This is a genomic window from Streptomyces niveiscabiei (assembly GCF_033794345.1).
GTDB classification, from domain to species: domain Bacteria; phylum Actinomycetota; class Actinomycetes; order Streptomycetales; family Streptomycetaceae; genus Streptomyces; species Streptomyces niveiscabiei.
Genome location: NZ_JARAYJ010000010.1, coordinates 100243 through 118990 on the forward strand (window position 1 = coordinate 100243; position 18748 = coordinate 118990).

The window sequence follows — 18748 nt, forward strand, 5'->3', positions numbered from 1 at the left end:
TGAGGGCACGGGGCAGTCTTACACGGGTTTCGGGTGGGGGCGGGGGGTGTCTCAGCATGCGGGAGGGGTGGGGGTGCCTACTCGTCTGCCTGGCTGGGATTCGTGGGCGAATACGGGGTCGTGCGTGGTTTCTCGCGCAGTTCCCCGCGCCCCTGAAAGACGTGGTGCTGCCCAGTGGGCGGGTGCGGGTTCGTCGTGGCTGGTCGCGCCCGCGCGGCGGAGCCGCACATCAGATGCAGCCCCGCGCCCCTGGGGACAGACAGTCCAGCCCTCTTGAAACGTCAGTCTGCGATCTTGTGCATCCAGCCGTGCTTGTCCTGCGCCACTCCCCGCTGGATGCCCAGCAGGGCCTCGCGGAGGCGGAGGGTCACCGGGCCCGGGGTGCCGTCTCCGTGGGTCCAGGACGCGGTCTTCGTCCTGGCCGCGCCGATCGGGGTGACGACTGCCGCCGTGCCGCAGGCGAAGACCTCCGTGAGGGTGCCGTTCGCCGCGTCCTCGCGCCACTGGTCGAGGGTGATGACGCCCTCCTCCGCCGTGTAGCCGAGGTCCCGGGCCACCTGGAGGAGGGAGTCTCGGGTGATGCCCTCCAGGATGGAGCCCGTGAGTTCGGGGGTGACGATGCGGTCGCCGTAGACGTACGCGACGTTCATCGAGCCCGATTCCTCGACCTTCGTACGGGTGACCGCGTCGAGGTAGACGACCTGGGCGCAGCCGTTCGCGGCGGCCTCGGCCTGCGGGAGCAGGGACGCGGCGTAGTTGCCGCCGGTCTTCGCGTCGCCGGTGCCGCCGGGGACGGCGCGGACGTAGTCCTCGGAGACCCAGATGGTGACCGGCTCGACGCCGCCCTCGAAGTACGCGCCGGAGGGGGAGGCGATCAGCATGAAGAGGTACTCGTTGGCCGGGTGGACCCCGAGCGCGGCCTCCGTGGCGAACATGAACGGGCGTAGGTAGAGGGACTCCTCGCCGCCGTGGGCCGGGACCCAGTCGGCGTCCTGCGCGAGGAGCGCGTCGAGCGCGCCGATGAACAGGTCCTCCGGCAGCTCGGCCATCGCCATGCGGCGGGCGGAGTTGCGGAAGCGCCGCGCGTTGGCCTCCGGCCGGAACACCGCGACCGAGCCGTCCGCCTGCCGGTACGCCTTGAGGCCCTCGAAGATCTCCTGCCCGTAGTGCAGGACGGCCGTGGAGGGGTCGAGGGAGATGGGGCCGTACGGGACGAGCTGGGCGTCGTGCCAGCCGCGGCCCTCCGTCCACTTGATCGTCACCATGTGGTCGGTGAAGTGGCGGCCGAAGCCGGGGTTCTTCAGGATGGCCTCGCGGTCGGCGGCGGCCAGGGGGCTGGCGGACGGCTTGAGCTCGATCGTGGGCGTCGTCATGAGTGGTTGTCCTTCACCGGTTGTAGTGACGGCCGCGCGCACCGTCTCCCGTATTCCGCGGCTCTGTGTTCGATTATCGCGCGGACGGCGACGAGCACGGGGGGAAACGGGGTGTTTGCGGCCTGGGGTCATGGTTTCACCCGGCGCGGGCATGGCGAAAGCCGCCGGGTGCAGGATGCGACCCGGCGGCTTCGAGGTTCTCGCGGCGCGCGGGGCCTGGGGCGGCCCCGGAGCTGTCGGCGGCGGTTCCGGTCACGCCCTTGAGGGGCGCGGGGAACCGCGCGACCAGCCACGACGGTGCCGCGGTCGAAAGACGGCACCTCGCGGCGGTTCCCGCGATGTGCCTAGCTGGTTACTCGTACGACGAGGGCGTCGCCGATCTCGGCCGTGGACCTCGCCGGGAGGCCCGCACGCTCCGTGAGGTCGGCGCTGACGGCCTCCTCGACGCGGGCGGCCTCCGCCTCGTAGCCGAGGTGGCGCAGCAGGAGGGCGACGGAGAGGACCGTGGCGGTGGGGTCGGCCTTGCCCTGGCCGGCGATGTCGGGGGCCGAGCCGTGGACGGGCTCGAACATCGACGGGAACTCGCCCGAGGGGTTGATGTTCCCGGACGCCGCGACCCCGATGCCGCCGGAGACGGCCGCCGCGAGGTCGGTGATGATGTCGCCGAAGAGGTTGTCGGTGACGATGACGTCGAAGCGGGCGGGGTCGGTGACGAGGTAGATCGTCGCCGCGTCGACGTGGATGTACTCGGTGGTGACCTCGGGGAACTCGGTGGCCACCTGGTTGAAGATGTTCGTCCACAGGTGCCCGGCGAAGGCCAGCACGTTGTTCTTGTGGACCAGCGTGAGCTTCTTGCGGGGCCGGGCCTGCGCGCGGGCGAACGCGTCACGGACGACGCGCTCGACGCCGTACGCCGTGTTGACGGAGACCTCGGTGGCGACCTCGTGGGGCGTGCCCTTGCGGATGGTGCCGCCGTTGCCCGTGTACGGGCCTTCCGTGCCCTCGCGGACGACGATGAAGTCGATCTCCGGCTGGCCGGCGAGCGGGGTGGCGACGCCGGGGAGCAGCTTCGAGGGGCGCAGGTTGACGTGGTGGTCGAAGAGGAAGCGGAGCTTGAGCAGGAACCCGCGCTCCAGGACCCCGGACGGCACCGACGGGTCGCCGATCGCGCCGAGCAGGATCGCGTCGTGCGTCTTGAGGGCGGCGGCGTCGGCGTCGGTGAGGGTCTCACCGGTCGCGTGGTAGCGCTTGGCGCCGAAGTCGTACTCCGTCGTCTCCAGCTTCACGTCCTCGGGGAGGACGGCGGAGAGGACCTTGAGGCCTTCGGCCACGACTTCCTGCCCGATGCCGTCACCGGGGATCACTGCGAGATCGATGCTGCGAGACATGTCGGCACCCTACTCCGGGTCCCAGAGGGTGACACGGGGCGTCCGCGATACGGACACCCCGTGTCGACCAGGATGCGGCTCCCGGTGGTCCGGCGACCGGCCTCAGTGGCCGGTCTCGCCGCCGTTGTCCCGGCGGTCGAGGGCCCGCTGAAGGGCGGCTGCGGCGTTCTTGCGGTCGTTCTCGCTGGTACGGGACACGTGGCGGACTCGGCGGCGGGCGGTCGTCTCGGCCATGGGTGATCGGCTCCTTCTTCACCAAGGGGAGAGTTACGAGACGCCGGTCGGGCGGGGAACCTCGGACCCGCAGGGGTGGCTGCGTCGGGGCCCGGCTCGCATCCGCCTTCGCTTGGTCGAGCGAGACGTTCGGCTCCTACAAAGTTACGGGGCGCGGGCGCGGTTGTCTGCACAGTTACTCGGACTTCCTACTATCTGAGACGGCACCGCTCTGACCTGCGGTTACGTGCCGTGCGTCAGCCCCTGATGCCGTCCAGCAGGTCCGGCGGGAGCACCCCGGGCGAGACCGAGAACGAGTACGTCAGAGTGCGGAAGCCGGCGGACCCGGCTCGGGCGGCGTCGCGTGGGCGGCCCTCGACGACCAGGGTCGTCGCCGGGTCGACGCGGGCCGCCGCGTGCTCGAACAGGCCCTGCCCCGGGGTGCCTTTCGAGACGCCCTCGCGACAGGAGAGGAAGACGAGGGCGGGGTCGATCCACTTGTCCAGGCGGAGGCGGCCGGACTGCTTCGCGTACCAGAACGTCGTGTTGTTGGAGACGATGCCGATGCGGCGGCCCGGCGCGGCGGCCGTGAGCATGGTCTCGGCCGCCGGGTTCGCGGTGAGGAGTTCCTCCTCCAACTCCCGTATCAGGAACGGGGAGACGGGCTGGCCCAGGCGGCGGGAGAGGGCCCTCCAGTAGTCCTGTTCGGAGGTCTCGCCCAGGCTGAAGCGGTGCCACAACTTGCGGCCCGTCTCGGCGACTTGCGCACGGTCGAGGCCCAGACGGTCGGCGAGGCCGGTGCGTTCGGTGAGCAGGAGCGTCTCCCACGGGTCGCAGAAGAGGACGTCACCGAGGTCGAAGAGGACTGTGGACACCGGCTCCGGGCTCATCTCGTGTGCCTTCCCGCAGAGTTGGTCCGCCACGCGTGCCGTCGGGGCCGGGGTGCGTGACGCTGGCACGCACCCCGGGACAGGTCAGCCCATGTGCGGATACGTGTAGTCCGTCGGCGCGACCAGCGTCTCCTTGATGGCCCGGGTCAGCGTCCAGCGCGTGAGGTTCTGCGGGGCGCCCGCCTTGTCGTTGGTCCCGGAGGCCCGCCCGCCGCCGAACGGCTGCTGTCCGACGACCGCGCCGGTGGACTTGTCGTTGATGTAGAAGTTCCCGGCCGCGTACCGGAGTTTCTCCATCGTGTACGCCGCAGCCGCCCGGTCACCGGCGATGACGGAGCCGGTGAGCGCGTAGTCGGAGACCGACTCCATCTGCGTCAGCATCTCGTCGTACGTCTCGTCCTCGTAGACGTGCACGGCGAGGAACGGGCCGAAGTACTCGGTGCGGAAGACCTCGTTCTCCGGGTCGGTGCACTCGACGACCGTCGGGCGGACGAACCAGCCCACCGAGTCGTCGTACGTGCCGCCCGCGACGATCGTGCAGGCCGGGTCCGTCTTCGCGCGGTCGATGGCCGCCTTGTTCTTGGCGAAGGCCCGCTCGTCGATGACGGCGCCGACGAAGTTGGCGAGGTCGGTGACGTCGCCCATGGTCAGCTGGTCGACCTCGGCGGCGAACTCCTCGCGGAAACCGTCGTTCCAGATGGACGCCGGGATGTACGCGCGGGACGTCGCACTGCACTTCTGGCCCTGGTACTCGAACGCGCCGCGCGTCAGCGCCGTCCTGAGGACCGCGCGGTCGGCGCTGGGGTGGGCGACGACGAAGTCCTTGCCGCCGGTCTCGCCGACGAGGCGCGGGTAGGAGCGGTACTTCTCGATGTTGGCGCCGACCGTCTTCCACAGGTACTGGAAGGTCTTCGTCGAGCCGGTGAAGTGGATGCCCGCCAGGTCGCGGTGTTCCAGGGCGACTTCGGAGACGGCGACGCCGTCGCCGGTGACGAGGTTGATGACGCCCTTGGGGAGCCCGGCCTCCTCCAGGAGTCGCATGAGCAGGACGGCCGCGTGGGTCTGCGTCGGGGACGGCTTCCAGACGACGACGTTGCCCATCAGGGCGGGCGCGGTCGGCAGGTTCCCGGCGATCGCGCTGAAGTTGAAGGGCGTGATCGCGTAGACGAACCCTTCGAGGGGGCGGTGGTCGAGGCGGTTCCAGACACCCGGGGAGTTCGCCGGGGGCTGCTCGGCGAGGATCTGGCGGGCGTAGTGGACGTTGAAGCGCCAGAAGTCGACCAGTTCGCAGGGCGTGTCGATCTCGGCCTGCTGCACGGTCTTCGACTGGCCCAGCATCGTGGAGGCGGCGATCGTCTCCCGCCAGGGTCCGGCGAGGAGTTCGGCGGCACGCAGGATGATGGCGGCACGGTCGTCGAAGGCCATCGCCCGCCAGGCCGGGGCGGCGGCGAGGGCCGCGTCGATCGCGTCCCGGGCGTCCTGCTGGGTGGCGTTTCGGTAAGTGCCCAGTACGGCGCGGTGGTTGTGCGGCTGGACGACGTCGAAGGCGTCCCCGCCGCCGAGCCGCTTCTCGCCGCCGATCGTGCAGGGCAGCTCGATCGGGTTCTCCGCCAGCTCCTTCAACCTGGCTTCCAGCCGGGCCCGTTCGGGCGATCCGGGGGCGTAGCCGCGCACCGGCTCGTTGACGGGGGTGGGGACCTGGGTCACAGCGTCCATGGACAACTCCCTTGTGGGTATCGGTGCTTGTCGGGACAACGTCAGTGCTTGGTGAGCGTGGAGCGTGCGAAGAAGCGCAGGTTCGCGGGCTTCTCGGCGAGGCGCCGCATGAAGTAGCCGTACCAGTCGGTCCCGTACGCCGTGTACACCCGCATCCGGTGGCCCTCCGCCGCCAGCCGGAGATGCTCGTCGCCGCGGATGCCGTACAGCATCTGGAACTCGTACTCGTCGGGCTTGCGGTGGGCGCGGTGGGCGAGTTCCTGGGCGATGGAGATCAGGCGGGGGTCGTGGGAGCCGACCATGGGGTAGCAGTCGCCGTCCATCAGGGTGCGCAGGATGCGGACGTACGCCTTGTCGATCTCGTGTTTCCGCTGGTAGGCGACCTCGGCGGGCTCCTTGTACGCGCCCTTCACCAGCCGTACGCGGCTGCCGCTCGCGGCGAGGCGGCGGGCGTCGGCCTCGGTGCGGAAGAGGTACGCCTGGATGACGCAGCCGGTCTTCGGGAAGTCGCGGCGCAGGTCGGTGTGGATCGCGAACATCGAGTCGAGGGTGGTGTGGTCCTCGGCGTCCAGCGTGACGGTGGTGCCGATCGCGTCGGCGGCCTCGACGACCCGGCGGACGTTCCCGTGAGCGATCACGTGACCGTTCACGAGCGCCTGGCCGAACATCGAGAGCTTGACGGAGACCTCGGCCTTCTCACCGAGGCCGAGTTCGCCGAGGCGTTCGAGGAGCTGGAGGTAGGCGTCGCGGGCGGCCGTCGCCTGCTCGGGGGTGGTGATGTCCTCGCCGACGACGTCGAGGGTGAGTTCGAGGCCCTTCGCCGCGAGGTCGGTGACGATCGGGACGACGTCGTCGACCGTCTCGCCGGGGATGAACCGGTCGACGACCTGCCTGGTCACCGGGGCCGCCGAGATCAGGCGGCGCATCCGGTCGCTGCGCGAGGCGGCGAGAATCACGGGACCCAGCACGGGCACCTCCACAGACATAAAGCACCAAGTCACCGTGAACCTAAGGATCTCTCCGATCGTGGGCCATCGACAGGTGTCACGCATCCGTGGCGGGGATCTCAGACAGATGTATGAACACGGGCTCCCGTCGGCGCAGAATGGCCGGGTGACCCCGACCTATCAGGACCTCGTGGACGAGATCTCCGGCCTCCTCGGTGTCCCCGCGACGCTGGAGAGCCGGGACTTCGAGCTGATCGCGTTCGGCGTGTACGACAGCGACGCCGAGCTGGACGCGTCCGCCCTCGACCCGGTCCGCGCGCGCTCGATCCTCACGCGGCGCTCGACGGCCGCCGTACGGGAGTGGTTCGAGGGGTTCGGCATCACCCGCGCGACCGGGCCCGTCCGTATCCCGCCGACCCCCGAGGCGGGCGTCAACCGGGGCCGGATCTGTCTCCCCGTCCGCCATCACGGCGTCGTCCTCGGCTACGTCTGGCTCCTCGACTCCACCACCCTCGACGACGCCCGCCTGGCGGCGGCCATGGAGGTGACGGCCCGCATCGGAGTCCTCCTCGGCGACGAGGCACAGCACGGGGCGGACCTGAGCCGGGAACTGCGGGCCGTCCTGGAGGCGGACGCCGGATGGCAGCGCGAGATGGCACTGGCGGAGCTGCGCACCGGGCTGGGGGCACGGGCGGAGGGGACGCACGTGGTGGTGTGCGTGGCGCCCTGGGGGGCTCGGGAGATGCCGTCGGTACGGATGGTGCCGGGGGCTGTGGCGCTGTGCGGGGTCCGGTGGGACGACGGGGCGCGGCCGGGCAGCGGGGCTGGGCGGGACGGGGGTGCCGGGGCCGGGCGGGGCGGAGGGTCCGGGTGGGGTGCCGGAGCCGGGCGGGGTGGTGAGGCCGGGCGCGGCGGCGAGACCGGGCGGAGTGGCGGGACCGGGCGCGGCAGCGAGACCGGGCGGAGTGGCGGGGCCGGGCGCGGCAGCGAGACCGGGCGGAGTGGCGGGACCGGGCGCGGCAGCGAGGCCGGGCGGAGTGGCGGGGCCGGGCGCGGCAGCGAGGTCGGGTGGAGTGGCGGGGCGGTGGGGGGGTCGGTTGGTTCGGGGTGGGGTGGGGTGGGCTCGGTGCCGTATGGGGAGGGGGCGGCTCGGCATGCGGTGGTGCCGTACGGGGACGCGCTCGCCGTTCTCCTGCGGCCCCTCCCCGGTGTCGATGTCGGTGCGCGGTTGCTGGAGCGGGCCGGGGCGGGTGCGGGGGCCGGGGTGTCCGGGGCGCGTGAGGGGCTGGAGGAGCTGGCGGTGTCGTGGGCGGAGGCGTCCGCCGCCGCGCGCGCCGCGCTCGCGGAGCCCCGGCTGGGGCCGGTCGCGCGGTGGGGCGGGATCGGCGCGTACCGGCTGCTGACGTCGCTGGGCCGCGCCGACGACCCCGCCGTGGCCCCCCTCCTGTCCCCCGCCCACCGGGAGCTGGCGCGGACCGCCGAGGTGTACCTGGACTGCGCGGGTCAGGCGGGCCGTACGGCGGCGGCGCTCGGCATCCACCGGCAGACGCTGTACTACCGGCTGTCGCGGGTGGAGCAGCTGACGGGGCTGGACCTGGACGACGGGGAGGACCGGCTGCTGCTGCACATGGGGCTGAAGGGGGCGCGGCTGTAGAGGCTCAGCCCTCCTCAGTCCTCCTCAGTCCTCCGCGAGCTTCTCCAGCCCGCTCGCGCACCCCGCCGCCAGGAGTCCGGTGAACCGGGGGCACGTCCACGACTCCAGCGTGCGGGTGTGCTCGGTGACGGGGAACTCCTCGGGGGCGTACACCTGCGGCAGGCCGTGCCGGATGCCGGCGTACCGGGTGGCGGGGTGGTCGTCGGTGTGGGCGCAGGTGCCGGGGCGTCCGGCGGCGGCGAGGGGGGCCATCAGCGCGAGGACCCCGGCGGCGACGCTGGGCGGCGGGCCGCCCACAGGCCGAGGTCGTCGGCGTACCGCTCGTTCCAGTGCTTGTGGTCGAGGCGGCCGACGATCTTCTCGACGTCGAGGCGCCCGTCGGCGCGCAGGTACTCGGCGTCGAGGTGGTCGAGGGGACGTTCACCGAAGAGCCGCTCGCGGCCCTCGCGGACGGTCGCCAGGGTCTCCTGGGCGACCTCCACGAGCCGTACGGGGCACAGGAGTTCACCGATCGGGGGCTCGTCCCGGCCGGCGTGGCCGCGCTCGTAGCGCTCGCGTCCGGCGGCGCAGGTCAGCCGGAGCCCGGTCTCGGCGTACTCGGGCCCGTCGTCGTCGAGTGCGCGGTGTTCCCCGTGGCCGCAGGTGGCGTCGGCGTAGTGCGGGAGGGTGTCCTCGACGGCCTCGATCAGGTCGTCGAGGATCTCCCGGTCGCGGACCATGCCGGAGACGAGGTGCCGGCTGATGGCGTGGGCGACGAGCAGCCGGCCGGGCCGTTCCTCGTCGTCCGCGGCGGCCAGGGCGGAGACCTGGCAGGCGAGGGTCGCGTCGGGGTCGCCGGTCGGGTAGAGGTTGAGGGTCGAGGAGAGGCTGTGATGTCGTCGAGGGTCTCCTCCGGTATCCGCGCGGGTACGTCGGCCGCCGAGCCCGGCACGACGAGGTCGAGGGCGATGCGCGCGTACCCGGCGATGTTGTGCGGGCAGGCCCACTCATCGCGGGGGGCGTCGTACGAGGGCCACTGCGCGGGGTCGGCGAGGGTGCGGACGCGGCCGGCGAGGTCGCGGTCCCGCTCCTCCTCGTGGTCGCGGTAGGGGTGGGTGCCGTGGGTGCAGGGGAGGGCGCGCAGGGCGGCGTCGGCGCTGGTCAGCGCGGTGCGGGCGGCTGTCGCGGGCTCACTGTCGGGGCGCTGTGCGAGGGAGGGGGCGAGGAGGACCAGGCCGAGGGTCCAGGCGTACGCCGGGCCGGCGGTGGGGTCGGCGGCGAGGCGGGCGGCGCAGTCGCGGACGTGGCGGTCGGTCTCGTCGTCCGGCCGGCCGGTGCCGCGCCGGTGGAGCTTCTCCCAGGCGCGGGAGAGGTCGTCGAGAGCGTGGGGATCCTGGTTCGTCACGGTCCTGTCGACGTGTGGGGCGGGGGGCCAGTTCCCGGCCGGAGGAAGAGGGGACTATTGAAAACGATTGTCATCGTGTTAGCGTCTGGGCGACCATGCCTTGACCACCCCTTGACCCGGAGGGCTCTGTGCGCCTGCCCGCTCGCCGTCTGCTTCCCGCTTCTGCTCTCGCGGCGGCGTCCACCCTGCTCGTCTCGGGCTGTTTCACCGGGTCGTCCGAGACCAGCGGGGACGGCGGCAAACGCATACGTGTCACGATGATGCAGCCGCCCAGATCGGGCCTCTCACCGCTGGCCGACGACGCGTTCATGCTGTCGCGGTGGTCGACGGCCGAGACGCTGGTGAAGCTGGACGCCGCCGGGGACGCGCAGCCCGCGCTCGCCACCAAGTGGACGCAGTCCGGCAGGAGTTGGACGTTCACCCTGCGCGACGGGGTCACCTTCCACGACGGCACGGAGCTGGACGCCGCCGCAGTGGTCCGCTCGCTCGGCAGGGCCGCCGCCGCCTCCCCCAAGCCCCGCATCCTGGACGGCGTCGGACTGACCGTGCAGGCGTCCGGTGCCGACGTCGTCGTCACGACCCGCGACGAGGACCCCCTCCTCCCCCAGCGGCTCAGCTCCCCCCAGCTGGCGATCCTCGCGGCGAAGGCGTACACGGGGAAGACCGTGAACCCCGTCGGCACCGGTACCGGACCCTTCAAGCTGGTCTCGGTGAACGGGACTTCGTCCGCCTCCCTCGACCGGTACGACGGATACTGGGGCACCAAGGCCAAGGCCCCCGGCATCGACGCGAAGTTCGTGCCGGACGGCACCGCGCGGGCCGCCGCGCTGCGCAGCGGTGAGACCGACATCGTCGAGGCGGTCCCGGTGTCGCAGGCCGCACTGCTCGACAAGGAACTGATCACCGAAGTACCGACGCCCCGCACCAACGCCCTGTACCTGAACACCTCTTCGGGCCCCTTCAAGGACGCCTCCCTGCGCGCCGCCGCCCGGGAGGCCATCGACACGGAGTCGATCGTGAAGGGCGTGTACGAGGGGCACGCGGACGCCGCTCAGGGGCTGCTCGGGCCCGCGCTGCCGTGGGCTGCCGGGCTGCGGAAGCCGGTGACACGGGTCGCCGCCGGCCGGCCGGCCGGAGCGGGCATCACCATCGGGACGTACACCGACCGCGCCGAGCTGCCCGAGGTCGCCGCGACGCTCCAGCAGCAGCTCCAGAAGGCCGGCTTCAAGGTGAAGCTGGAGGTGCGGGAGTACGCGGCGATCGAAGCGGACGCGCTGGCCGGGAAGTTCGACGCGTTCATCCTGTCGCGGGCGACCGTCCTCGACTCCGGGGACCCGGCCGCCTACCTGTACAGCGGCTTCGCCTCCGACGGGTCCTTCAACGTCGCCCGGCTCAAGAACCCTTCCGTGGACGCCGCGTTGAAGAAGGCCGGGGCGACGCCGTCCGGGGACGCGCGGCGGGCCGCGATCGTCGCCGGGGAGGGCGCCGTGCTCGCGACCGACGCCGCTGTGCCGCTGCTGCACGAGCGGGTGATCCTGGGTGACGCTGCCGGTGTGGTCGGCGCCGCGCACGATCCGCGGGAGCGGGAGCTGATCACGTCCGCGACCTACGTCAAGTGAGCCGGTCCGCCCTGGGGAGTTCGCTGCGGCCCTCCCCCGCCGCCCTGACCCGTACCCTCGGGCTCCTCGCGGTCGTCGCCGCCGTCGGCCTGCTCCCCTGGCTCTCCGGGAGCGATCCCGCGCTGACCGTCCTGCGGGCGCGCTCGGCGGAGCAGGAGCCGACGGAGGAGGCGCTGGACGCGATCCGCCGGGACCTCGGCCTCGACGCCGGTCCCCTGTCCCTGCTGGGGAGTTGGGCCTCCGACCTGCTGCGCGGCGACCTCGGCACGTCCTGGGTGTCCGGCACGGACGTCCTCCCGTCGGTCACCGCCGGGCTCCAGGTCTCGCTGGCCCTGATGGGCGCGGCACTCTGCGTCGCGGTCCTGCTGGCCGCGATCGTCGTCGCGCCGGTCCTGGTGCGCGGGCGGGGTTCGGTGGGCGCCGGGGCCGCGATGCTGGCGGCCGTACCGGAGTTCCTGCTCGCGACCGTCGCGCTGCTGGTGTTCGGCGTGTGGCTCGGCTGGCTGCCCACGTCCGGCTGGGAGGGCCCAACCCACATGGTCCTGCCCGCCGTTGCCCTCGGCGTCCCGGCCGGTGGCCTGCTCGGGCGGCTCGTCGCGGACGCGCTGCCGTCCGTGCTCGACGAGCGGTGGGTCGAGCTGTGGCGGGGCGCCGGGGTGAGCCGTACGCGGGTTTCCGGGGCGGCGCTGCGGCGCGTACTGCCGCCGCTCGTCCCGCAGTTCGGGATGGCCGCCGTCGGTCTGACGGGCGGCGCGGTCGCCGTGGAGACCGTCTTCGCGGTCCCCGGCATCGGGCGTACGGCGCTCGGCGCGGCCAAGTCGCAGGATCTGCCGCTGCTCCAGGGGTCGGTGCTGGCCCTGCTGCTGCTCGGGCTCGTCGTCGGGGCGCTGTCGGCGCTGGCGCGGCGGCGCTTGCTGGGGCCCGCGCTGCGGGACGCGTCGCTGGCGCTGCCGCCGCCCCGGCCGGTGCGGGTGCCGGTGGCCGTGCCGGTGGCGCTGTTCGCGGTGCTCGCGGGGGCCGTCGGGTGGGGGATGCTGCGCGATCCGTACTCCGTGCACACGAACGAGCGGCTCTCCGCGCCGAGTTGGGGGCATCCGCTGGGGACGGACGGGCTGGGGCGGGATGTGCTCGCGCGGCTCGGGCACGGGGCCGCCACGACGGTCGGGACCGCAGCCGCCGTGTGTCTGCTGGGGCTGCTCGTCGGGCTGGCGCTCGGGTTCCTGCCCGGGGTCGCGGCCGGGGCGGCGGACATCGCGAACGCGTTGCCGCCGGTCATCGTGGGGATTCTGGTAGTCGCGGCGACCGGGCCGGGAACCGGCGGTGCCGCCTTGGCGGTCGCCCTCGTGTCGTGGCCCGCGCTCGCCGCGCACACGGCCGCGCTGGTGCAGGAGGTGCGGGCCTCGGCGTTCCTCACGGCTCAACGGGCCATCGGGGCGACGCCGTCGTGGATCCTCACCCGGCATGTGCTGCCCACGGTGGCGGGGCCGGTGGCCCGGCACGCCCTGCTGCGGCTGCCGGGGATCGCGCTGGCGCTGGCGTCGCTCGGGTTCCTGGGGCTCGGGGCCCAACCCCCGGCGCCCGAGTGGGGGTTGCTGCTCGACGAGTCGCGAGCCTATGTGGAGCGGGCTCCCTGGGCCGCGCTGGCCCCCGCGGTGGCGCTGGCCGTGCTGGCGGGGCTCGCGGTGTCGGGGGCGGCGTTCACGGAGGGGCGCGAGCGGCGGAAGGCGAAGAAGGATGTGTCCCTTGCGGAATGATGAAGTGGTGGGAATCGACGGGGAGTTGACGAGCGAGCCGCTGGGCGTTCCGCTGCTCTCCGTCCGTGGCCTCCGGGTCTCCTTCTCCGGCGTCGAGGCCGTCCGGGGCGTCTCCTTCGACGTGCGGGCCGGTGAAGTCCTCGCGATCGTGGGCGAGTCGGGGGCCGGGAAGTCGCTCACCGCCCGCGCGCTGCTCGGGATGCTGCCGAGGGAAGCGGTGCGGAAGGGCGTCGTGGAGCCGGACTTGTCGGGCCTGCGGGGGCGGCGTATCGCGCTGGTCCCGCAGGACGCGCTGTCCGCGCTCTCCCCCGTGCACCCCGTCGGCGATCAACTCGCCGCCGCCGTACGGTCGGTGCGGCGCGTCTCGCGGGCCGAGGCGCGTGCGGCGGCCGTCGCCGCGCTGGAGCGGGTCGGGATCGCGGACGCGGCGCGCAAGGCGCGGGCGTATCCGCACGAGTACTCCGGCGGGATGCGGCAGCGGGCGGTCGTCGCGATGGCGACCGTCAACGAGCCGGAGATCCTGGTCGCGGACGAGCCGACGACCGCGCTGGACGAGGAGCGGCGCGAGCAGGTGCTGGCGCTGCTGCGGGCCCAGGCGTCCGCGCTGGTGCTGGTGACGCACGACGTGGAGGCGGTGCGGCTGCACGCGGACCGGATGCTGGTGATGTACGCGGGGCAGGTGGTCGAAGTCGGGCCCGCGAAGCGGGTGCTCGAAGCGCCGCGCGCCCCGTACACGGCCGGGCTGCTGGCCTCGCTGCCCCGGCCGGGCGGGCCGAAGCGGCTGCCCGTGCTCGCCGGCCACCCTCCGCTGCCGGGGGCGATCCCGGCGGGGTGCGCGTTCGCGCCGCGCTGTCCGTTCGTGACCGAGGTGTGCCGGGTGACGGAGCCCGGGCCACGGGAGGCCGACGGGCGGACGGTCGCCTGTCATCACTGGGAGCGTGTGTGAGCGAGTACCTTCTCGACGTCCGTGACCTCGTCGTCCGGTACGGTTCCGCGACCGCCGTGGACGGAGTCTCCTTCACCCTGTCCCCCGGCGAGACCCTCGCGCTGGACGGGCCGAGCGGGTGCGGGAAGTCGTCCACCGCACTGGCCGTGTTGCAGCTGCGCCGCCCGGACTCGGGGGAAGTGTGGTTCGAGGGGCGGGAGTTGACCGGGCTGCCGGAGCACGAGCTGCGTGCCGTGCGGCCCCGGATGCAGCCCGTCTTCCAGGACCCCTACGGTTCGCTGAGCCCCCGGCACCGGATCCGGGACGCCGTCGCCGAGCCGCTGAAGGTGCGGGGGCGGTGGGACGCGGCGACCGGTCCGGCGAAGGTCGCCGGGCTGCTGGAGCGGGTCGGCCTCGACCTGTCGTACGCGGACCGGCGTCCGCACGAGCTGTCCGGCGGGCAGTGCCAACGCGTCGGGATCGCGCGGGCGCTGGCGTCCGAGCCCCGGCTGCTCGTCCTCGACGAACCCGTCTCCGCGCTCGATCCGTCCGTGCGGGCCGGGGTGCTGAACCTGCTCGCCGACCTGCGGGACGAGCTGGGGCTCGGGTATCTGTTCATCTGTCACGACCGGTCCGTGGTACGGCACTTCGCGGACCGGGTCGTCGAACTGCGGGACGGCAGGGTCACTTCGGGGCAGCCGCGGCCATGAGGCGGCGCAGGCCCTCCGTCAACTGCCTGCCGTCCGGGGCGGACTTGGGGTCGAACCGCCACTGGGCGATGAGGCCCAGCATCAGGGTGGCGTAGAACGCGCCGAGGGTGTCGGTCGTCTCGTCCGGGACGTCCGCCTCCGGGACGCCGGTGAACAACTCCACGAAGCCTCGTGAGCCCTCACGCTGGGCCCTCGCCAACTCGTCCCTCACCTGCGGCAGCCGGTCGCCCATGACGACGATCTCCATGCTGAGGCTCCACAGCGAGGCGGGGTCCTTCATCGTCGCGACGACGTTCGTCCACACCTCCTCGAAGCGCTCCAACGAGCCCGGGGGGCTGGTGAGTTCGGGGCCGTCGAACGCGTCCGACAGCTCCTCGACCATCTCGACGTACGCCTGCGCGAGGAGCGCGTCCTTCGAGCCGTAGTGGTAGCCGATCGACGCAAGGTTCGTTCCCGACTCCTTGACGATGTCGCGGGCTGTCGTCCTGACGAAGCCCTTCGCCAGGAGGCAGCGCTTGGCTCCTTCGAGCAGATCTTCACGGTGACCCATGGGGGCAGTCTAGCGCCGGTTCATACACCCGTCCTAGACACTCGTCTTACACAGCCGTTCTATACAAGCGTTTAAGACGGCTGTATGGTTCCCGGCGTGACGCACCCGACGACGCACGTGAACCGTGCCGGACGGCGTGAGTGGACCGCTCTCGCCGTGCTGATGCTGCCGCTGCTGCTGGTCTCCATGGACGTGTCCGTCCTCTACTTCGCCGTCCCCGCGATCAGCGCGGACCTCGAACCCAGCGGGACCCAGCAGCTGTGGATCTTCGACATCTACGCGTTCGTGCTCGCCGGGCTGCTGATGACCATGGGGTCGCTCGGGGACCGGATCGGGCGGCGGAAACTGCTGCTGATGGGCGCCGTCGCGTTCGGGGCGGCCTCGCTGCTCGCCGCGTACGCGCACACCGCCGAGGCGCTCATCGCCGCGCGCGCCCTGCTCGGCGTCGGCGGGGCCACACTCATGCCGTCCACCATGGCCCTCGTACGGACCATGTTCACGGACCCCGTGCAGCGGGCCAAGGCCATCGGGCTCTGGGCCACCGTCATGACCGCCGGGGTCGCCCTCGGGTCCGTCATGAGCGGCGTCCTCGTCCAGTACTTCTGGTGGGGGTCCGTCTTCCTCGTCAACCTCCCCGCCATGGCCCTGCTGCTGCTCCTCGGGCCGGTGCTGCTGCCCGAGTCCCGCGATCCCTCACCGGGGGCGTTCGACCGGGTGAGCGTCCCGCTGTCCCTGGGCGCCGTGCTGCCCGTCGTCTACGGGCTCAAGGAGATTCCCTCCGAGGGGATACGGGGCGAGTACCTGCTCTCCCTCGCCGTCGGGCTCTTCTTCGCCGTGCTGTTCGTCCGGCGCCAGCGCCTTGTCCAACACCCCATGATCTCCCCGGCCTTGTTCCGGGCACGGGGGTTCGGCATCGCCCTCGGGCTCAACTCCGTCGCCGCGTTCGGGATGATGGGGTCCGCGTTCTTCACCACGCAGTACCTCCAATCGGTGCTCGGCAAAAGCGCGTTGGAGGCATCGCTATGGGCCCTGCTCCCGGCGGTACCGATCGGGATCGCGGCCCCCTTGGCAACGTCCCTCGTCCACAAGGGCGTCGACCGGGCGTCCGTGGTCACCGCCGGGTTCCTGGTCGCGGCGTGCGGTTACGCCATGCTGTCCCTCGCCGGCCCGGACTCCCTGTGGCTCGTCCTCGCCGCGTGCGGCGTCCTGTCCTGCGGCATCGTCGCCGTCATGTCCCCCATGACCGACCTCGCGGTGGGCTCCGCCCCGGCCGAACGCGCCGGCTCCGCCGCCTCGTTGCTGGAGACGGGGGGCGAGTTCGGGGGCGCGATGGGGATGGCGGTGCTGGGCTCCATCGGCACGGGCATCTACCGCCACGAAATGCCGGGGACGGCTCCGGACGTGGCCCGGGAGACGCTGGGGGGCGCGCTGGCGGTCGCGGACCGGGTGCCGGGACTGGCGGAGGCGGCGCGAGGAGCGTTCACATCAGGGATGCAGGGGGCGGCGATTGCGGGGGCTGTGGTGTTGGTGGGGGCTTCGGCGGGTGGGTTGGTGCTGCGCCGTCGTGGTTGATCGCGCAGTTCCCCGCGCCCCTGAAGGAACGGCTGTCGCCCCGCGTTGGCCAGGAGGCTCCGGTTCGTCTCGCCGATAAGACACCAACCTCGCGCCGCACCAAAGGCACCAGTCAAGCGGGAAGCCCCGCACCCGCACCCCAACGCATCGGGGCGGACCGAATCAACTCGGTCCGCCCCAAAGGCTTTTCGGCGCCCACCTCTCAACTCACCGCAAACGGGCGGTGGGTGGGCATAGGCCGGGGGTCTGGGGGTGGAGCCCCCAGGTGCCTCGGCCCTAGACCAGGTTCACCGCGCGGGCCGACGTCGCGCCGATCTCCGCGGCCACCTCGGTCAGAACGCCCGCGGCGACCGCCTCGTCCACCGTCAGGACGGCCAGCGCCTCACCGCCGGCGGCGGAACGGGCCACCTGCATGCCGGCGATGTTGATGCCCGCCTCGCCGAAGATGCGGCCCACCGTGCCGACGACGCCGGGACGGTCCTCGTACCGCAGGACGACCAGGTGATCGGCGACGGCGAGGTCGACGTCGTACTCACCGACCGCGACGATCTTCTGCACGTTCTTCGGACCGGCCAGCGTGCCGGAGACGGACACCTCCTCGCCGTCGGAGAGGGTGCCGCGGACGGTCACGACGTTGCGGTGGTCCGTCGCCTCGGACGAGGTCGTGAGGCGGACCTCGACGCCGCGCTCCTGCGCGAAGAGGGGGGCGTTGACGTAGGAGACCGTCTCGTCGACGACGTCCTCGAAGACACCCTTCAAAGCCGAAAGCTCCAGCACCTTCACATCGTGCTGCGTGATCTCGCCGTACACCTCGACGTCGAGGCGGACCGCGACCTCACCGGCGAGGGCGGTGAAGATCCGGCCCAGCCGCTCGGCGAGCGGCAGCCCCGGCTTCACGTCCTCCGCGATGACGCCGCCCTGGACGTTGACCGCGTCGGGGACCAGTTCACCCGCCAACGCCAACCGCACGGACCTGGCGACGGCGATGCCCGCCTTCTCCTGGGCCTCGTCGGTGGAGGCGCCCAGGTGGGGCGTGGAGATGACCTGGTCGAACTCGAACAGCGGGGAGTCGGTGCACGGCTCCTTGGCGTAGACGTCGAGGCCGGCCCCGGCCACGCGCCCTTCCTTCAGCGCCGAGTACAGCGCCTCCTCGTCCACGATCCCGCCGCGCGCCGCGTTGACGATGCGCACGGTCGGCTTGACCTTGCGCAGCGCCTCGTCGCCGATGAGGCCGACGGTCTCGGGGGTCTTGGGGAGGTGGACGGTGATGAAGTCGGAGACTTCGAGCAGCTCGTCGAGAGAGAGGACCTTGACGCCCATCTGCGCGGCGCGGGCGGGCTGGATGTAGGGGTCGTAGGCGACGACCTTCATGCCGAACGCGGACATCCGCTGGGCGACGAGCGCGCCGATGCGGCCCAGGCCCACGACGCCCAGCGTCTTCTCGGCCAGCTCGACGCCGGTGTACTTGCTCCGCTTCCACTCGCCGTTCTTGAGCGCGGCGTTGGCCTGCGGGATGTGCCGCGCGGTGGCGAGCAGCAGCCCGCAGGCCAGCTCGGCGGCGGTGACGATGTTGGAGGTCGGCGCGTTGACGACCATCACGCCGGCCTTGGTCGCGGCGGACACGTCGACGTTGTCGAGGCCGACGCCGGCTCGCGCGACGACCTTCAGCTTGTTCGCGGCGGCGATGGCCTCGGCGTCCACCTTGGTGGCGGAGCGGATCAGGATCGCGTCGACGTCGGCGATGGCGGGGAGCAGTTCGGCTCGGTCCGCTCCGTTGCAGTGCCGGATCTCGAAGTCGGGGCCAAGCGCGTCCACGGTCGCGGGCGACAGCTCTTCAGCGATGAGTACGACAGGTTTCGAGCTCACGTGAGTCCTCACAGGTCCAATGCGCGGACGGCCGTCCCGACGGCCGCGGCGGAGGAGGGGCTACCGCGGAAGACGCACGACGCTGTGGGCCTGACGCGTGATGTGCAGCAGTGTAATGGCGCCGGGAGGTGTCGTAGACGTCTCGGGGAAATTACGAGACACGGCTCCCGTACGGGTGTGCGACGGG

At 72.3% G+C, this 18748-nt stretch carries 17 protein-coding genes; 6 read left to right on the forward strand and 11 right to left on the reverse strand.

The features are described from left to right. Window positions 1-281: 281 nt before the first annotated feature. From PV682_RS16480 to PV682_RS16505, 6 genes are all read right to left on the reverse strand, one after another. Entirely contained in the window at window positions 282-1373 is a 1092-nt protein-coding gene (locus PV682_RS16480) for a branched-chain amino acid aminotransferase (protein ID WP_319730371.1), read from the reverse strand. Window positions 1374-1717: 344 nt separating this feature from the next. Then, window positions 1718-2761, reverse strand: coding sequence for a 3-isopropylmalate dehydrogenase (locus PV682_RS16485; protein ID WP_319730374.1), 1044 nt, complete (start codon window positions 2759-2761; stop codon window positions 1718-1720). Window positions 2762-2863: 102 nt separating this feature from the next. Beyond that, window positions 2864-2995, reverse strand: coding sequence for a hypothetical protein (locus PV682_RS16490; RefSeq protein WP_319730376.1), 132 nt, complete (start codon window positions 2993-2995; stop codon window positions 2864-2866). A 236-nt stretch (window positions 2996-3231) separates the two neighbouring features. Next, entirely contained in the window at window positions 3232-3849 is a 618-nt protein-coding gene (locus tag PV682_RS16495; RefSeq protein WP_319730378.1) for an HAD family hydrolase, read from the reverse strand. A gap of 99 nt (window positions 3850-3948) precedes the next feature. Beyond that, window positions 3949-5580 carry an L-glutamate gamma-semialdehyde dehydrogenase gene (gene pruA / locus PV682_RS16500; protein ID WP_319730380.1) on the reverse strand — a complete coding sequence of 544 codons (1632 nt, stop codon included), beginning with the start codon at window positions 5578-5580 and terminating at the stop codon, window positions 3949-3951. Between the two features lie 41 nt (window positions 5581-5621). Further along, entirely contained in the window at window positions 5622-6548 is a 927-nt protein-coding gene (locus PV682_RS16505; RefSeq protein WP_319730382.1) for a proline dehydrogenase family protein, read from the reverse strand. Between the two features lie 106 nt (window positions 6549-6654). Between PV682_RS16505 and PV682_RS16510 the strand changes: the two genes are divergently transcribed. Continuing rightward, complete coding sequence (locus tag PV682_RS16510; RefSeq protein ID WP_407705684.1) at window positions 6655-8181, forward strand: PucR family transcriptional regulator; 1527 nt, start codon at window positions 6655-6657, stop codon at window positions 8179-8181. Between the two features lie 24 nt (window positions 8182-8205). Here PV682_RS16510 and PV682_RS16515 read toward each other — a convergent pair whose 3' ends face one another. From PV682_RS16515 to PV682_RS16525, 3 genes are read right to left on the reverse strand one after another with little or no spacing between them, the layout of a single operon-like run. Beyond that, window positions 8206-8433, reverse strand: coding sequence for a hypothetical protein (locus PV682_RS16515; RefSeq protein WP_319730387.1), 228 nt, complete (start codon window positions 8431-8433; stop codon window positions 8206-8208). Beyond that, complete coding sequence (locus PV682_RS16520; RefSeq protein ID WP_319730389.1) at window positions 8433-8900, reverse strand: hypothetical protein; 468 nt, start codon at window positions 8898-8900, stop codon at window positions 8433-8435. Before PV682_RS16520 ends, PV682_RS16515 begins: the two co-directional genes overlap by 1 nt. Next, entirely contained in the window at window positions 8867-9565 is a 699-nt protein-coding gene (locus tag PV682_RS16525) for a hypothetical protein (RefSeq protein WP_319730391.1), read from the reverse strand. The genes PV682_RS16520 and PV682_RS16525 overlap by 34 nt, the downstream gene beginning before the upstream one ends. 128 nt (window positions 9566-9693) lie before the next feature. Between PV682_RS16525 and PV682_RS16530 the strand changes: the two genes are divergently transcribed. The 4 genes from PV682_RS16530 to PV682_RS16545 are packed head-to-tail and all read left to right on the forward strand — an operon-like array spanning window position 9694 to window position 14573. Next, window positions 9694-11184: an ABC transporter substrate-binding protein gene (locus PV682_RS16530; protein WP_319730393.1), complete on the forward strand. Its 1491-nt coding sequence runs from the start codon at window positions 9694-9696 to the stop codon at window positions 11182-11184. Continuing rightward, on the forward strand, window positions 11181-12938 hold the full coding sequence (locus tag PV682_RS16535; protein ID WP_319730396.1) for an ABC transporter permease subunit: 1758 nt from the start codon (window positions 11181-11183) through the stop codon (window positions 12936-12938). Before PV682_RS16530 ends, PV682_RS16535 begins: the two co-directional genes overlap by 4 nt. Further along, window positions 12919-13884 (forward strand): ABC transporter ATP-binding protein, encoded by a 966-nt coding sequence (locus PV682_RS16540; protein WP_319730398.1) that lies wholly within the window; start codon window positions 12919-12921, stop codon window positions 13882-13884. Before PV682_RS16535 ends, PV682_RS16540 begins: the two co-directional genes overlap by 20 nt. Further along, window positions 13881-14573 carry a dipeptide/oligopeptide/nickel ABC transporter ATP-binding protein gene (locus PV682_RS16545; protein ID WP_319730401.1) on the forward strand — a complete coding sequence of 231 codons (693 nt, stop codon included), beginning with the start codon at window positions 13881-13883 and terminating at the stop codon, window positions 14571-14573. The genes PV682_RS16540 and PV682_RS16545 overlap by 4 nt, the downstream gene beginning before the upstream one ends. Here PV682_RS16545 and PV682_RS16550 read toward each other — a convergent pair. Beyond that, on the reverse strand, window positions 14548-15123 hold the full coding sequence (locus tag PV682_RS16550; protein WP_319730404.1) for a TetR/AcrR family transcriptional regulator: 576 nt from the start codon (window positions 15121-15123) through the stop codon (window positions 14548-14550). The genes PV682_RS16545 and PV682_RS16550 overlap by 26 nt on opposite strands. Window positions 15124-15285: 162 nt before the next feature. On the opposite strand from PV682_RS16550, the gene PV682_RS16555 reads away from it, so the two are divergent. Beyond that, a complete protein-coding gene (locus PV682_RS16555; protein ID WP_407705697.1) occupies window positions 15286-16695 on the forward strand; it encodes an MFS transporter in 1410 nt (469 codons plus the stop codon). A gap of 276 nt (window positions 16696-16971) precedes the next feature. Here the strand turns inward: PV682_RS16555 and serA are convergent, their stop codons facing one another. Beyond that, complete coding sequence (gene serA, locus PV682_RS16560) at window positions 16972-18561, reverse strand: phosphoglycerate dehydrogenase (RefSeq protein WP_055723152.1); 1590 nt, start codon at window positions 18559-18561, stop codon at window positions 16972-16974. Between the last annotated feature and the right edge of the window lie 187 nt (window positions 18562-18748).